A 15,903-nucleotide genomic window follows, 5' to 3' on the forward strand; every position below is an offset into this window, starting at 1 on the left:
ATCGAGCCTGTTAACGATATACGTGTTTGACGATGCCGGCGTACAAATCCTACGGCGCTGAGGAGGAAAACGTCGGCTCGATCGACCACCAGTGCGGCAACAATTGCCTGACTTTACTGTCGCCAAAGCGGTCATCAATCAACATCACCACCCCTTGGTCTTGCTGCGTACGAATCACCCGTCCTGCGGCCTGCACCACTTTCTGTACGCCGGGAAACAGGTAGGTGTAGTCGTAGCCGGCACCGAAAATCGCGGCCATTCGCTGTTTCAGCTGTTCGTTGACCGGGTTGAGTTGCGCCAGCCCCAAGGTAGCGATGAATGCACCGATCAACCGTGCACCGGGCAGGTCGATGCCTTCACCGAACGCCCCGCCCAGTACCGCGAAGCCGACGCCCTCGCCGCTTTCGGTGAATTGATCGAGAAACTGCTGGCGTTGCGATTCTCCCATGCCCCGGGATTGCGACCACAGATTGATTTGCGGATGACATTCGGCCAGTGACTGAGCCACTTGCTGCAAGTAATCGAAACTGCTGAAAAACGCCAGATAGTTACCTGGCCGCTGGCGGAACTGGTTGGCGATCAGCTCGACAATCGGTGCTACGGAGGCCTGACGATGCACGAAACGGGTCGAGATACGGTCGACGATGTGCACCTGCAACTGATCAGCGGCAAACGGCGACTCGACATCGATGCACACGGTGTTTTCCGGCGTCCCCAACAGATCGGCGTAATAGTGACGCGGGCTGAGCGTTGCCGAAAACAGTACCGTGCTACGCGCTGCCGTCAGGCGCGGCCCGATGAAGCCGGCGGGCACTACGTTGCGCAGGCACAGTTGCGAGAGATTTCGTTTGCGCTCCAGGTCGCGCTTGCTGATATCGAACAGAAAGTGCTCGTCGAACAGTTCGGCCACTCGACTGAACTGCAACATGTCGAAGTAAAAGCCCTGCAGTGCGCTGTCCAGCCCTTGCGGGTGATCGTTCAGGTAGTCACCGATACTGGCGCTGCACGATGACAGCGCCTGGAGCAGTTTTTCCGGGGCCTTGTCATAAGCCTGATAGGCGCCCGGTTGCTGATTGTGCAAAGTATTCCATTCACGATTGACCCGTTGCAGGGGCTTTTTCAACGCTTCGGGAGCGGTTTTTCGTACAGCATTGAGGGTCGCTTGATCGAGGCTGGCGCTGTACATCTGACGACCGCGTTCCACCAGGTTGTGGGCTTCATCCACCAGCACCGCGACCTTCCAGTTATTGGCTTGCGCCAGCCCGAACAGCAACGCGCTGAAGTCGAAGTAATAGTTGTAATCGGCAACCACCACGTCGGCCCACCGGGCCATCTCCTGGCTCAGGTAATACGGGCAAACCTCGTGGTCGAGCGCGATTTGTCTCAACGCATTCTGGTTCAGCAGGCTTACTTCACTGGCGGCCTGGCGCGCTGCCGGCAAGCGATCATAGAAACCCTGGGCCAACGGGCAGGATTCACCGTGGCAGGCTTTGTCCGGATGCTCGCAAGCCTTATCCCGGGCGATCATTTCCAGAACCCGCAAGGGCGGTGCATCGGCGCGATCGAGGATTACCTGCGCCGCATCCAGTGCCAGTTTTCGCCCCGGGGTTTTCGCCGTGAGGAAGAACACCTTGTCCAGTTGCTGTGGCGCCAGGGCCTTGAGCATCGGAAACAGGGTGCCAACGGTCTTGCCGATCCCGGTCGGCGCCTGCGCCATCAGGCACCGGCCGGTACTGACAGCCTTGAACACCGATTCGGCCAGATGACGCTGCCCCGGCCGAAAACCGGCGTGGGGAAACGCCAACTGTTGCGCCGCCTGGTTGCGCCCTTCGCGATGAGCCATTTCCTGCTCGGCCCAGCGCAGGAACCGTGCGCAATGCTGCTCGAAGAACAGTTGCAGTTGCGGGGCACTGAAGGACTCGACCAGACAGGTTTCCTTTTCGCTGACGATGTCGAAATACACCAGCGCCAGGTTGATTTGCTCAAGATCCAGATTGCGGCACATCAACCAGCCATAGATTTTCGCCTGGGCCCAGTGCAATTGTCGGTGGTTGGCCGGTTGCTTGCTCAAGTCGCCCCGGTAGGTCTTGACCTCTTCCAGGCAGTTTTGCGCGGGATCGTAGCCGTCCGCCCTGCCCTTGACGGTCAGGCGTTGGTATTGGCCTTCGAGGGCCACTTCACTCTGGTAGCCTTCGCTGCGCCGCGAAGCGACCGTGCGATGGCCGACAATGCCTTCCAGCGCAGTCGGTGACGGTGTGAAGCGCAGGTCAAGGTCGCCGGCCTTGGCGGTGAACTCACACAGTGCCCGTACTGCAATGCTGTAGCTCAAGCGTCCTGCTCCGCCCACTGCACGTAACACACGGCAATCGGCATGCGGTGCTCATGGCAGAACTCCAGCCAACGCAACTGGTTATCCTGAAGGCGATCCCCCGGCCCTTTGACTTCGATCATGCGGTAGGTCTTTTGCTCCGGCCAGAACTGGATCAGGTCCGGCATGCCGGCGCGATTGGCCTGGATGTCCAGCAGCAAGCGATTGAACCAGTGTTTGAGGTGCTCGGCCGGCAAGCAGTCAAGGGCCTGATCCAGCAGTTCCTCGCTGAGTACGCCCCAGAATACGAAGGGTGATTGCACACCCCATTTCTCGACATAACGCTGGCGAATGGTCTGCCGATAGCGCCCATCATCGAGTTGCGCGAGACAAGCCTGGAACAGGTCAGCCCGGCGCACATGGAAATCTTCATTGAGCAGGTCAACCGGACCGCGCTGGAACGGGTGGAAAAACGCCCCCGGCAGCGGCGCGAAAATCGCCGGCCAGCACAGCAGGCCAAACAGCGAATTGATCAGACTGTTTTCGACGTAATGCACCGGTGCCGACGCTTGCGACAAGTGCGCCTGCACGTAATTCTCCACCGACATCACTGGATCGGTCCTGGGCAATTGCAGGTCCAGGCGCAGCATTTCCCGTGGGGTCGCACGTTTCATCGCCGGCCCGCCGAGCTTGCGGCGCAACCGGGGCAACACGCGGCGCAATTGCTGTTGTTCAGCGGCGCTTTGCGGTGATTGTTCCGCCTCTGTGGCCAGATCCAGGGCCAATTCGTATTCCCCGCAACGCTCCAGCACCCGGATCATTCGCGCACGGGCGCCGGGGTAGGCGCACTGGCGGTACAGCATCAGCGCCGTGGAAAAATCCGCGATGCGCTCGCAGTGCTGGGCCATCAAGAACAACAATTTGTCGCGACGCCTTTGCAGCCAAGGATTGATCAGCGTCAGCCCGTTGATCTGCTCGACAATGTCAGCCACCGCTTCACCGGCCTCGAAGTGCTGCTGACATTCATAGAGGAACATGCAGGCATCCACGTCCTCACGGCTGCGCAAACCCCTGGAATCGGCGCAGAACTCGACTTTTTCGTAGGTGTAGATGCCAAGGTCGGCCAACACGAATTCGGACCAGTCTTGGTAAAGATTGCCGAAAAACATCAAGCGCAGGCGATCGCACAGGCCCATGATGGTCAGACTGAACAGGCGATCCGCCAGCTCAGGGCACCAGTCTGCGAAACTCCGTGTTTCGGGAAACAGTTCGCACACAGCCGGCAGCCAATCGGCCTTCTTGCCTTTGGGCTGGTCGATGGCGCTGCCCAGGCACTGAACGATTTCGGCCTTGAGCAATACCTCGAACAGTGTCTCGACCGACAACGGCAGTTGTTCATCGACCCAACCCAGGGCCACGAGGGGGTCGGCAGCTTTGGCGATGTCACCGATTTCGGCGTAATGCAGTTTGCTCGCCCTGAAATGAATCCCCTTGCGCATGACCATCCGGACCAGCAGCGCCCGGGACTCGCGCGGCAAGCCATTGAAGTCGGCAATGAACCGTTGCTCTTCGGCGCTGAGTACATCGGCATAGCGATGCTCAAGCCAATCAAGCACTTGCATGAAGTTGTTCAGGTAATAGAACGGATCGTCGAGCGGGTTTGCAGTCACAGGAAAATGGGCCATGGCGAGCAAGTACTGGTTATGCGTACAGATACCAGCAAGCCCTGCCCGGCGCAATCGGAAAAGGATGGGCGGAAGCGCTGCCAGGAAATTTTTTCGGCGCGTAGAACTTTCCGCCGATCCGTGGCACCAACCGCGTTAGAGGTGCTGTCGTGCTCGACAGTCGTGGCGATTTTTTGAAGGATGAGAGGTGGTTATGAACATCAAGACATTGGGTTTGCCTTTGGCGGTAGCGGCCTTTCTGGCCCTGGCCGGCTGCTCGACGCCCACGGTGGTGACCCTGCAGAATGGCACCCAGTATTTGACCAAGGACATGCCGAAAACCAAGACCAAGGACGGCTTCTTCGAGTTCGAGGATATTTCCGGGGCGAAGGTGAAGGTCAAGGCTGATGAAGTGAGTACGATCCGGCAGGAAGATTGAAGATCGCGTTATCGTTCTTCGCGAGCAAGCCCGCTTCCACATTTGACCGAGTCGCCCGCAAATTCCGGGGTGGCCGAAATCGTTGCAGCTGCCGCTGGCTGCGTTCGACTGCGCAGCGGGATTTGATCCGGCACATCAGCTCGGCCAAGGTTTTATCCCGCAGTTGTACCAAGCAGTGCATGTGGTCTGGCATCACGATCCACGTCAGAAAATCAGCCCAATTTTCTTTTTGCGCCTTGTGCAATTCCAGCGCCACCAGCCCACCCAGCCGCCAATCGGTAAAAACCGGCTGTCGCCGATGGACCACGGCTGTCAGTAGATAGATGCATCCAGTTTCTGGGAAACGACCAATGCGTAAATGACTGGCATTCAAACAGACAGGCATTCCATTGCCTCCTATATCCACTTAAAGGAGGCTCGGAATCTACGGAGTTGCGACTTCAGGTGGCAGGCGCATATCGCTACAAAAAATGACCGATCAGCTACCGCTCCGAATCTTGTTCCAAAGCCGCGTACGAATCCGGTCGATGTTCAGTGGCATCGCTTCCAGGGCGAACAATTTGCCCATCATTTCCGGGCTCGGGTAGACCTTGGTGTCGTTCTTGATCGCCGGGTCGATCAGGCTGTCCGCCTGTTCGTTGCCGTTGGCGTAATGCACGTAATTGCTGATGCTGGCCATCACTTCCGGGCGCAACAGGTAGTTCATGAAGGCGTAGCCGGCCTTTTCGTCGGGGGCATCGACCGGCATGGCGACCATATCGAACCAGATCGCAGCGCCTTCCTTGGGAATCGAATAGCCGATATCAATGCCGTTCTTGGCTTCCTTGGCGCGGTTCTCCGCTTGCAGGATGTCACCGGAGAAACCGACCGCCACGCAGATGTCGCCGTTGGCCAGGTCGCTGGTGTACTTGGACGAGTGGAAATAGCTGACGTACGGCCGGACTTTCAGCAGCAGCGCTTCGGCCTTTTTGTAGTCTTCCGGATTTTTACTGTGGTGCGGCAAGCCCAGGTAATTCAACGCGGCAGGCAACAATTCCGGGCCGTTGTCGAGAATGGCTACGCCACACTTTTGCAGTTTCTGCATGTTTTCCGGTTTGAAGATCAAGTCCCAGGAATCCACGGGCGCGTTATCGCCCAGCACTGCTTTGACCTTGGCGATGTTGTAGCCGATGCCTGTGCTGCCCCACAGATACGGGAAGCCGTGTTCGTTGCCCGGGTCGTTGGTTTGCAACGCCTTGAGCAGTACAGGATTGAGATTCTTCCAGTTCGGTAACTGGCTCTTGTCGAGCTTTTTCAGCGCCCCGCCTTCGATCTGCCGTGCCATGAAATGGTTGGACGGGAACACCACGTCGTAACCGGATTTGCCGGTCATCAGCTTGCCATCGAGGGTCTCGTTGCTGTCGTAGACGTCGTAGGTGAAGGCGATGCCGGTTTCTTTCTGGAAGTTCTTCGTAGTGTCCGGCGCGATGTAGTCAGACCAGTTGTAGATTTTGACGTTGTCAGCCGCCTGGCTGATTGAAGCGATGAGCATCAGCGGCGCCAGGGTCAGGGTCTTTCGGATCATGAGTCGATTCCTGTATGGGTTTGTTTTTGTTGGCAGGCAATCAAAGGATCAGCTTTTAATTTTTTAAGGGGTTCAGAAAATCAACACGTAGGTCTTGCGCACGGTTTCCTGGATATCCCAGATACCGAGGCTGTTAGCCGGCAACATCAGTGCGTCGCCGGCTTCTATGTGCAGGGTTTCACCATCGTCCGGGGTGAACGTGCAGCGACCCTGGATGAAGTGACAGAATTCCTGGGCCACGATCTGCCGACGCCAGCGGCCGGGGGTGCATTCCCAGACACCGGTTTCGACGCCGTCGTCGCGCTCGACGCTGGTGGTCGACGCCACCGCCACGGGCGTACCCAAAGGCACGGCGACCGGATTGGACTCTTCCAGCTTCAGGGTTGCGGTGTTCTTGAATTGCGTGATGCTCATGGGATACCTGTTGAAATAAAACGTCGTTTGATTAGTGCATGAAATCTTCCATGAACCCCGCGACCCCACTGGCGAGCTTGCGCCGCCAAGGCGCGGTGGCCGGGTTGGCCAGGGTCTGGTCTTCGTGGACGAAGCTGCGGATGATCGCGTTGTAACCGAGCCAGCGGCAGGGTTCGGGCTCCCACGCCCGTAGCGCATTGAGGCCGCGCTGTGGAATGACCCACGGTTGATGGACCCGCTCGGTGTCGCGTTGCAGGATCAGATCGGCAAGGGTTCGCCCACCCAGATTGCTGGCGCCCACACCCTCCCCGCCATAACCACCGGACAGGGCAATCCCGCTGGCCCGGTCGCAAAGCATGTGCGGCTTGAAGCGCCGGGACATGCCCAGGTTGCCGCCCCAGCCGTGGGTGATCTGAACGTTCTTGAGCTGCGGGAACAGTTCACCGAACAGATAGCGGCGCAGCTCGATTTCGCTACGGGTCAGGTCGAAGTCATGGCGCAACCGTCCGGCAAACTGGTATCCGCCACGGGCGCCGAAGATCAATCGATTGTCGGCGGTGCGCTGGCCATAAGTGACCTGGCGACTGCTTTCGCTGAAGGCTTGACCGCGACTCAAACCGATTTCGTCCCAAGTGGCGGCGGACAATGGCTCGGTGGCGACGATCAGGCTTTGTACCGGTAACTGATAGCGGCCCAATGGCGGCAACGTCACCGAATAACCTTCTACCGCCGGCACCACCCAATGGCTGCGCACCGAGGCCTTGGCCGTGCGCAGGCTGCCCGACTGCCATTGAGTTACCGGGCTGTTCTCATAAATCCGCACCCCCATGCGCTCCACCGTGCGCGCCAGTCCGCGTACCAGTTTCGCCGGGTGAATGGTTGCTACGTGCGGGGCATAAATGCCGCCATACGGTTTGGCGACGCGAATTTGCTGCGCCAACTGTTCCGGGCTCAGCCAGCGGTAATCGCTTTCGTTGAGGCCTTGCTTGTAGAGCTTGTCCAGATACTGGCGAAGGCTGGTTTCCTGTTCGGGATACCGTGCGGCGCAGTACAGCGCACCACCCTTGCGATAATCACAGTCGATGCCTTCACGTTCGAGGACAATTTCCACTTCATCGGGGATGTTGTGCAGCACGTCGTAGGAGGCGCGGCGCTGTTCGGGGGATGAATCTGCAAGCAGCCGATCTTCGCCCAGCAGATTGCCCATCAACCAGCCACCATTGCGACCTGAGGCGCCAAAACCGGCGGTTTGCGCCTCGATGATGGCGATGTTCAGCTCCGGCGACTGACGCTTGAGGTAATACGCGGTCCACAGCCCGGTATAACCGGCGCCGATGATCGCCACGTCGATATCCAGGTCCTGTTCCAGTGCCGGACGCGCCAGGAGCGGCTCGTCGAGTTGGTCCATCCACAAACTGATAGTGCGCCACGCCGGCATGCAAGCCTCCGCCACTCAAAACTTCGATGGCGTTGATCCTAGTGCGTGGGCTTAGACGGTGTCTTGCGCGCGTGCACGCAAAGAAATTTGTTTGGCGTATGCCTTGGGCGACAGACCGGTGTGCTGGCGGAAACAGCTATAGAACGCCGACAGCGAATTGAACCCGGCGGCGAACGCCAGTTCATCGATGCGCAACGGCGGCGTCGCTTTATCCAGTGCGTCGAGCAGGTGTTGCAGGCGAGCCCGGTTGACGTAGCGATAGAAGCTCTGGCCGAGCACCTGATTGAGCAGATAGGAAATCTGATTGCGGCTGTACCCACACTCCTTCGCGACCCGTTGCAGGTCGAGTTCAGGGTCGAGATAGGGTTGCTGGCGCTGGAAGTACTGTTGCAAGTCGTCGGCCATGAAACTCAGTTGGCGCGGAGACAGGCCAAGGCGGCTGACGGCCGGCCGCTGATTGCTGGCGGCTTTGCTCGCGGGTTGTTCATGCACCAGCGAAGCGTATTCGTTGACCCGCCAGATCAACCCGTCCTTGACCGTGATCGCCTCGCTGGCACGGAACGACACCAAACCCTCGCCGCCACGCAGGGTAATGCGGTACTGAATGAACGCGGTATTGCCGTCCAGACGAATGCGGTCCGAATGCTCCAATGCTTCGTCCGGATCGCGGGGCATGCTGCTGCGCACGTATTCACGCAATTCGCCCAGGCCCATGACCCGATTCTGGAAAAAATCGCTGTACTGGATATCGGGGTGATACAGCGCCATGACACCGTCCAGGTCCCGGTGCTTCCAGCGCAAGTGGTAACGCATGACCGTCTCACCCGTGGCAAGGGTTTGCTGTGGGCCATCATCCTCGGCGTGCATGGAAGGTCTCGACAAAAAAAACTGAGCTTGCCCAACTTCTGCCAGTGCTTCAACGACTAAACCTGTATCGGCGTTTTTCCGAAAACGTTTGCGCGACACGGCTTGTATAATAAATGCGAAGCAATCGCCAAACGGCCTGAAAATTCCACATTTTTTTCACCTCCAGGTGCTACTTTTATAGTCTGTCACTGGTTGAGCCATTGAAGGCTCTTCCCTCCTAACATGAGCTAAAGGAAGCGCTCGATGAAGAAGGCGGGCAACACATGAATAAAGGGTTCAGCAAGGTCACTTTTCCAAATGCCTGCCAGCTGATGCGCTGGCATTTTCATCCCATGGGTTTCGAGGCGAGCATGGATGCCCCGGGCAGCATGATTGCCCGTCTGTTTGACCGAGCCACTGGCGAGACCATGATCGCCATTGCCGGGATCCCTTGCGCGACAGTCATGAATGCCGCCGATGTCGAACGAATAATCGAAGCGGTGGAGGATGAGCTTGAGACATTTATTCCCCCTGTAGCCCTCCGGAGTTATGCCTGAAGGCCCGACTGATCGTAAAAAGCCCACGTCATGTGGGCTTTTTCTTGGGTTAAAGGTCAAAAGATTTACGCCGAAGCTTTGCTCTGTCGATGATCGGCGAAGAACGCCTTGCCCTTGCCGATCCGGTCCGAAGCCTTGGGGTTGTTCACCGCTTGGGTGTCCTGCCCATCGACATACCAATAACAATGACGCACGGCGCGGGTGATGCCCACATAGGCCAAGCGCAGGATTTCGTCTTTTTGCGCGTTGTCGTACGGTTCGCTGTCGCCGGCCTTGCCCAATCCGGCCATTCTATACACCTGATTTTTGTATGGTGAACTGGTCAGGTGCTGACAATCGCCGAGCAGGAAGACAGCGTCGGCCTGCAAGCCCTTGGCGCTGTGGTAGGTCAGTTGTTTCAAGCGCCGGGACTCGTACGGCAAGCTAGAATCAACATTAACTACAGACTGAATATGCTCTTCTATCAATGACTTATCGCTACTTTTTCGATAAAGCATCAGGATTGAATCGCCCTTCCTGTAATGCTCGATCAAGCGCTGGGACATGCCTGAGTCGTCACGATCCAGCACGTTGACCGGCAGTAAATCCTTTCGCTCGCCGCTGGCTTTGGCCTTCTTCCCGGCAATCGCCGGCGCAGCGCGCACGATGTGCTCGGCAGCGTCGATGATGTGCTGGTGACTGCGGTAGTTGTCGCTGAGCATCACCTTGGTTGTACTCGGCGAGGAGAACTCCTTGTTGAACTCCATGAAATAGCTCGGCGAACTGCCACGCCAGCCGTAAATCGATTGCCAGTCGTCACCGACGCACAGCAGCGATGAGCGCTGGGCGCCTCGACCGACGTGCATCGCCGGGCCGCGACTGCGGACTTCAGCCAGGCTGGCGCGAACCCAGGAAACGATCTGCGGCGATACGTCCTGGAACTCATCGATCATCAAGTGCGAAAGCGGCCTCAGCAATTCGTCGCTGAGCAGCTTGAGGTTTTCCGGTGAATGCTCGCTGAACAAGGCGAACATCCGGTTGTAGGTCATGATCGGCGGTTTCTGGTCGAGCAAGTGATCTTCCAGCGCTCGCCAATACAGACTCAAGGCCTCGAAGAAAAACCGGTCAGGGTCGTCCTTGCCAAAACTCATCTGGCCCACTGCCGTCCGCACATCCAGCCCGAGGTTTTCGATGAACCCGGCGGCAGCGACAAAACAATCGAGTAACGGTGCGGAGGCGAGTTCGCCCTTGACCTTGTAATCAAAGCCTGGCCCGGCACTGGCGTCGCCAGCCAAGGATGCCAAAACACGCTTCGACGATTCGTAACTATCAAGCCATATCAATGGTTTACGGCAGAAAGCTTGAAACAGGGTGCGCTTTACCGCCCACTCTGCGCGCACCGTCAGCTTGGCATTCGGACGGGTGACCTGCGGGTTTTCCCGAGGATCGAAGCCCAGCACGACCCAGGCATCCAGTGACGGAATATAGCCGTGGCAATGGAATGTCGAACCGTTGATATCGAATGTCTGGCGCTTGGGCTCGATGCCTTTGATCGGCCAGGCCTTCACCCGAAACCACAAATCCTCAATCGTGTCGCAGAGTTCTTCATCGCGCTTGGCGGCCAGTTCAGTCACGGCCACGCGCTTTTGCACGTCCGGGTGATCGCGCTCCAGCTCCTTGAGCTGCAAGGCGTGACGCGACAACGGCTTGATCAATTCGCGAAAGCGTTCATCGCGAGTGTGCAGCGCTTGGTAACAGGCATTGAGCTGCTGGCGTTGGGCGTCATTGATGCGCAGGTCGAACGGATTACTGTCCACCTCTTCATCGCCACTTTGCGCGCGCAGGCTGAGGTTTTCGAAGGCTTGCAGGCGTTCGAAGCCCGGCAGACTGCGAACCATCGGCAGAATTCGCGAGTGGAAGGTGCGCACCAGGTCCCGCGCTTCCTTGAAACTGGGCGCCCGCCCCCAGAGCGCAAGCAGTTCGATCAACTTGTTGATGAAGTCCTTACGCGACTCGCGGGTGAACGTCACCACGGTCATCGAGCTCAACTCGAACCCCAGGTAATGCACCAGCAACACAATGCGCAGGACCAGCGTTGTCGACTTGCCCGCACCAGCCCCGGCAATCACCGACGTTGAAGGCGTGTCGCTGAAGATCATCTTCCACTGCGCTGCGCTGGGTTGCGCATGAGCCGGCAACAGTCGGGCGACATCGGCTTTCATGCGCTTCTTCAATTCGGCGGTCAGCGGCAGGCGCCAATCATCGAACAGATGATCATCGATGTTGGGTGGCCGATGTTCGGTGCTGCGCGAGTCGCGGATCAGCAGGACCTGCCGGCCTTCCTCCAGTCCCTCGAGCTTGCCTTCCTTATAGCCATATTCAACGCCGGCCGTGTGGCCGCTGCGAAAGCCATCCGCCTGGCCATGCAGCCACGACGCGCGGTGTTGTGCGCGCAGTCGTGTCAGGCCATGACCAAAGAAACGGGCGGCCAGACGCTTGAGCAGCGGCATCTCGGCCAGAGGACGAAGTTCAGGTGGAAGATCGGGGGTGTGTTGCGACACGCGGACGGACTCCAGGGTGTGAGGCTGTTGAGGGCTATGGTGTCTGCATTTGTCGTTGAGTTCTAGTGAAATGCTTATGACTCATTGGCTTATGCGTTGAATTGAAGGCTGGGTGAGAGTATTTCGAATGTATTCGATATCTAATCATTCGATGGTTATGAGGCATTTTTTACGCTTTTTATCGATTATTGACTGAAGGATCATGCCCGTCATCAACCACCGGTCTCGCTTCATGGCCCAGGCGCTCCGCCCCATGACGAACCTTTTCAGGAGACGATCATGCTTGAACTCAGACCTTTCAACTCGCTTGGCGGCGCACACCACGGCTGGTTGGATGCCCATCACCATTTTTCGTTCGCCGAATACTACGATCCCAAACGCATGAATTGGGGCAACCTGCGTGTGTGGAACGACGACGTGATCGCCCCCGGCACCGGTTTCCCCCAGCACCCACACCGAGACATGGAAATCATCACCTATGTGCGTGAAGGTGCGATTACCCACCAAGACAACCTGGGCAACAAGGGCCGCACCGAGGCCGGTGACGTTCAGGTCATGAGCGCGGGCACCGGCATCGCTCACAGTGAATACAACCTGGAAGCAACGCCGACCAAGATCTTCCAGATCTGGATCATCCCTAACGAATCCGGCCTGGCACCGTCCTGGGGCGCCAAACCGTTCCCGAAGGGTGACCGCGAAGGCTTCGTGACCCTGGCCAGCGGCAAGGAAGGCGACGATCAGAGCCTGCGCATTCGTGCCGATGCACGACTGGTGGCGGCGAACCTGAAGGCTGGCGAGTCCGCCGAGTACCGTCTGGACAGCGGCCGCCGCGCCTACCTGGTTCCGGCTACAGGCGTTATTGAAGTCAATGGCTTGCGCGCGCAAGCTCGAGACGGCATTGCAGTTGCCGATGAGCAGGTGTTGCGAGTGACGGCGATTGAGGACAGTGAGATCGTGTTGGTTGATCTGGCTTGATTCGATAACTGCACGGACAAAAAAAGGTTCTTCACGGAATCCCGGGAAACACAGAAACAAGAACGCCGATTTGATTGATGATGTTCGTGCGAGCAAACACATCTAACAAACCGGCGTTCTTATGCGCGATATTAATACTTTCCTTCCGTTTTGGGAGGGCTTTTCTGTCGTCACGATCAAGCCTGAGGGTGATGCCCTACGGATCGAACTGACTCCCCACGCCACCCGATTTCCTTCCTGTGGCGGCTGCCAAAAGCCTTGTTCAACCACTCATGAGTATTGCGAGCGAACCGTTCGCGATTTGCCCATTCTCGGCCGCGCGGTACGCCTCAGCGTGCTGCTCAGGCGCGTTGGCTGCCGCGACTGTGGCAAACGCATGGAGGCCGTGAGTTGGCTGGATCGCTATGCGCGCATGACACGCCGCTTGGCTGATGCGGTTATTCAGGCCAGCGAACGCCTTCCCACCCTGCACGTGGCCCAGATGTTTGGGCTGCATTGGGACACCGTGCGGTTGCTGGAGCGTCGGGCCTTGCAAGCGGCATTGAGCGAGTTGCCGACGGCTCAACCACGACGCCTGGTGATGGATGAATTCGCGCTGTTTAAAGGGCATCGCTACGCCAGTGTTGTGTTGGATGCCGATACGCGACGAGTGCTATGGATCGGCGAAGGCCGCAGCCGGGCGGCAGTTCGGCCCTTTTTCGAAGAGCTTGGGCCAGAGGGATGTGCTCGAATCGAAGCGGTGGCAATGGACATGAACACTGCGTTTGACCTGGAGGTTCGTCAGCACTGCCCGAAAGCGCGTGTGGTCTACGACCTCTTTCATGTGGTGGCCAAATATGGCCGAGAGGTCATTGACCGGGTCCGCGTCGACGAAGCTAACCGATTGCGTCATGACAAGCCGGCTCGCAAGGTCATCAAGCAGGCGCGATGGCTGTTGCTGCGCAATCCACAGAATCTGAAAACGCCGGAACAGCAGGTTCGCTTGCAAGATTTGTTGGCGGCCAACCAATCGCTGATGACGGTGTATTTGATGAAGGCTGAGCTCAAAACACTCTGGACACCGAGTGCTGCCTGGGCTTGGCGATCGGCCTGGAAGCAATGGCTGCGCCATGCTCATGAAAGCGAACTACCGGCACTGATCCAGTTCGCCAATCGGCTGAAGGCTTACTGGCGAGGCATCGTCAGTCGGGTTCGCTGGCCGATGCACACAGGGCAGTTGGAAGGTATAAACAATCGAATAAAGGTCATCAAACGGATGGCGTACGGTTACCGGGATAGCGAATTCTTTTTCATGAAGATCAAGAGCGTCTTTCCCGGTAATCCGTGAAGAACCAAAAAAAGGGGCGACCGTACTGGTCGCCCCTTTGTTTATGGATTTGTGGCGAGGGATCACTTCCCGGAAATAGCACCGTCCACCAACGTCTGGGCTTCTGCCACCAATTGCTTGAGGTGGTCATCACTCACGAAGCTTTCAGCGTAGATCTTGTAGATATCCTCAGTGCCCGACGGACGCGCCGCAAACCAGCCGTTCTCGGTCATGACTTTCAGACCGCCAATGGCCTGGTCGTTGCCCGGTGCGTGGCTGAGGATGCTCTGAATGGCTTCGCCGGCCAGTTCGGTCGAAGTGACCTGCGCCGGAGACAGCTTGCTCAGCAAGGCTTTCTGTTCCGGGTTGGCCTTGGCATCGACGCGAACGGAGAACGGTTCGCCCAGTTCGTCGGTCAAGGCACGATAGGCCTGGCTTGGGTCACGACCGGTGCGAGCGGTCATTTCAGCCGCCAGCAGCGCCGGAATCAAACCGTCCTTGTCGGTGCTCCAGACGCCGCCGTCCTTGCGCAGGAACGAAGCGCCGGCGCTTTCTTCACCGCCAAAGCCCAAAGAACCGTCGAACAAGCCATCGGCAAACCACTTGAAGCCGACCGGCACCTCGTACAGGCGACGGCCCAGACGCTTGGCCACGCGATCGATCAGGCCGCTGCTGACCACGGTTTTGCCCACGGCTGCATCAGCGCGCCAATGCGGACGGTTCTGGAACAGGTAATCAATGGACACCGCGAGGTAGCTGTTCGGCGCCAACAGGCCGCCGGACGGGGTCACGATGCCATGGCGGTCGTGGTCAGGGTCGCAGGCAAACGCCACGTCGTAGCGCTCTTTGAGGCCGATCAGGCCCTGCATGGCGTGAGTGGACGACGGGTCCATGCGAATCTGGCCATCCCAGTCAACGGTCATGAAACGGAAGGTCGGATCGACCTCTTTGTTCACCACGTCCAGGTCCAGGCGGTAATGCTCGGCAATCGCCGACCAGTAGCGCACGCCCGCTCCACCCAGCGGATCGACACCCAGACGCAGCTTGGCGTCACGAATGGCGTCGAAGTCGATCACGTTGATCAGGTCGGCGACATAGGTGTTCACATAATCGTGACGATGGGTGGTGCCGGCCTTCAGGGCTTGCTCGTAGCTGATGCGCTTGACGCCAGCGAGCTTGTTGCCCAGCAGTTCGTTGGCCTTGGCTTCGATCCACTTGGTGATGTGGGTATCGGCCGGGCCACCGTTGGTAGGGTTGTATTTGTAGCCACCGCTTTGCGGCGGGTTGTGCGACGGCGTAATCACGATGCCGTCCGCCAGGCCCGAAGTGCGGCCGCGGTTGTAGCAGAGAATCGCGTGGGAAATCGCAGGGGTCGGCGTGTACTCGTCGCCCTCGGCAATCATCACCGTCACGCCATTGGCCGCCAGTACTTCCAGGGCGCTGGCGCCGGCCGGAGTGGACAGCGCATGGGTATCGATGCCGACGAACAGCGGGCCATCGATGCCCTGGGCTTCGCGATACAGGCAGATCGCCTGGCTGATGGCCACGACGTGCCATTCGTTGAAACTCAGGTCGAAAGAGCTGCCTCGGTGCCCGGACGTGCCGAAGGCCACGCGCTGGGTCGAGATGGCGGCATCAGGCTGGCCGGTGTAGTACGCCGTTACCAGTCGCGGGATGTCGACCAACAATTCTGCCGGTGCCGGTTTACCCGCAAAATGACTGAGTGTCATGCAAAACCTCTGGAATAGAGTGGTTCAGGAATTGGAACGCAGTTTACTGGCAGTTTGACCGTAGCGCGACGTTATCGATCCCGATTGAACTCATGCTCAATGTTATAAATCCTCAGCCGCCC

The 15,903-nt window shown here is 58.3% G+C and carries 13 protein-coding genes; 4 read left to right on the top strand and 9 right to left on the bottom strand.

The annotated features are described in order from the left end of the window. Nucleotides 1-49: 49 nt before the first annotated feature. Complete coding sequence (locus ACNYC6_RS00745; protein ID WP_419710626.1) at nt 50-2,329, bottom strand: ATP-dependent DNA helicase; 2,280 nt, start codon at nt 2,327-2,329, stop codon at nt 50-52. Beyond that, nucleotides 2,326-3,993 (bottom strand): VRR-NUC domain-containing protein, encoded by a 1,668-nt coding sequence (locus ACNYC6_RS00750; RefSeq protein ID WP_419710627.1) that lies wholly within the window; start codon nt 3,991-3,993, stop codon nt 2,326-2,328. Before ACNYC6_RS00750 ends, ACNYC6_RS00745 begins: the two co-directional genes overlap by 4 nt. A gap of 193 nt (nt 3,994-4,186) precedes the next feature. On the opposite strand from ACNYC6_RS00750, the gene ACNYC6_RS00755 reads away from it, so the two are divergent. Beyond that, a complete protein-coding gene (locus ACNYC6_RS00755; protein WP_059407112.1) occupies nt 4,187-4,411 on the top strand; it encodes a YgdI/YgdR family lipoprotein in 225 nt (74 codons plus the stop codon). Here ACNYC6_RS00755 and ACNYC6_RS00760 read toward each other — a convergent pair. The 5 genes from ACNYC6_RS00760 to ACNYC6_RS00780 all read right to left on the bottom strand — a co-directional run bounded on the left by ACNYC6_RS00760 (nt 4,371) and on the right by ACNYC6_RS00780 (nt 8,694). Next, nucleotides 4,371-4,796 carry a transposase gene (locus tag ACNYC6_RS00760; RefSeq protein WP_419710628.1) on the bottom strand — a complete coding sequence of 142 codons (426 nt, stop codon included), beginning with the start codon at nt 4,794-4,796 and terminating at the stop codon, nt 4,371-4,373. The two genes, ACNYC6_RS00755 and ACNYC6_RS00760, sit on opposite strands and share 41 nt — an antisense overlap. A gap of 93 nt (nt 4,797-4,889) precedes the next feature. Further along, nucleotides 4,890-5,975 carry a polyamine ABC transporter substrate-binding protein gene (locus ACNYC6_RS00765; protein WP_419710629.1) on the bottom strand — a complete coding sequence of 362 codons (1,086 nt, stop codon included), beginning with the start codon at nt 5,973-5,975 and terminating at the stop codon, nt 4,890-4,892. A 72-nt stretch (nt 5,976-6,047) separates the two neighbouring features. After that, on the bottom strand, nt 6,048-6,389 hold the full coding sequence (locus ACNYC6_RS00770) for a cupin domain-containing protein (protein ID WP_033054953.1): 342 nt from the start codon (nt 6,387-6,389) through the stop codon (nt 6,048-6,050). A 31-nt stretch (nt 6,390-6,420) separates the two neighbouring features. Then, nucleotides 6,421-7,827 carry an NAD(P)/FAD-dependent oxidoreductase gene (locus ACNYC6_RS00775; RefSeq protein ID WP_419710630.1) on the bottom strand — a complete coding sequence of 469 codons (1,407 nt, stop codon included), beginning with the start codon at nt 7,825-7,827 and terminating at the stop codon, nt 6,421-6,423. Nucleotides 7,828-7,878: 51 nt separating this feature from the next. Beyond that, nucleotides 7,879-8,694: a helix-turn-helix domain-containing protein gene (locus tag ACNYC6_RS00780; protein WP_419710631.1), complete on the bottom strand. Its 816-nt coding sequence runs from the start codon at nt 8,692-8,694 to the stop codon at nt 7,879-7,881. 263 nt (nt 8,695-8,957) lie between these two features. On the opposite strand from ACNYC6_RS00780, the gene ACNYC6_RS00785 reads away from it, so the two are divergent. Further along, a complete protein-coding gene (locus tag ACNYC6_RS00785) occupies nt 8,958-9,230 on the top strand; it encodes a DUF1652 domain-containing protein (RefSeq protein WP_047538622.1) in 273 nt (90 codons plus the stop codon). 65 nt (nt 9,231-9,295) lie between these two features. Here ACNYC6_RS00785 and ACNYC6_RS00790 read toward each other — a convergent pair whose 3' ends face one another. Further along, nucleotides 9,296-11,770 (bottom strand): UvrD-helicase domain-containing protein, encoded by a 2,475-nt coding sequence (locus ACNYC6_RS00790; RefSeq protein WP_419710632.1) that lies wholly within the window; start codon nt 11,768-11,770, stop codon nt 9,296-9,298. A 279-nt stretch (nt 11,771-12,049) separates the two neighbouring features. On the opposite strand from ACNYC6_RS00790, the gene ACNYC6_RS00795 reads away from it, so the two are divergent. Beyond that, nucleotides 12,050-12,745, top strand: coding sequence for a pirin family protein (locus ACNYC6_RS00795; RefSeq protein WP_419710633.1), 696 nt, complete (start codon nt 12,050-12,052; stop codon nt 12,743-12,745). Between the two features lie 121 nt (nt 12,746-12,866). Further along, nucleotides 12,867-14,072 carry an ISL3 family transposase gene (locus tag ACNYC6_RS00800; protein WP_419709226.1) on the top strand — a complete coding sequence of 402 codons (1,206 nt, stop codon included), beginning with the start codon at nt 12,867-12,869 and terminating at the stop codon, nt 14,070-14,072. Between the two features lie 62 nt (nt 14,073-14,134). On the opposite strand, the gene pgm is transcribed toward ACNYC6_RS00800, so the two are convergent. Then, nucleotides 14,135-15,781 (bottom strand): phosphoglucomutase (alpha-D-glucose-1,6-bisphosphate-dependent), encoded by a 1,647-nt coding sequence (gene pgm, locus ACNYC6_RS00805; RefSeq protein ID WP_419710634.1) that lies wholly within the window; start codon nt 15,779-15,781, stop codon nt 14,135-14,137. Nucleotides 15,782-15,903 lie beyond the last annotated feature (122 nt).

Source organism: Pseudomonas sp. NFX224 (genome assembly GCF_048565165.1).
GTDB lineage: Bacteria > Pseudomonadota > Gammaproteobacteria > Pseudomonadales > Pseudomonadaceae > Aquipseudomonas.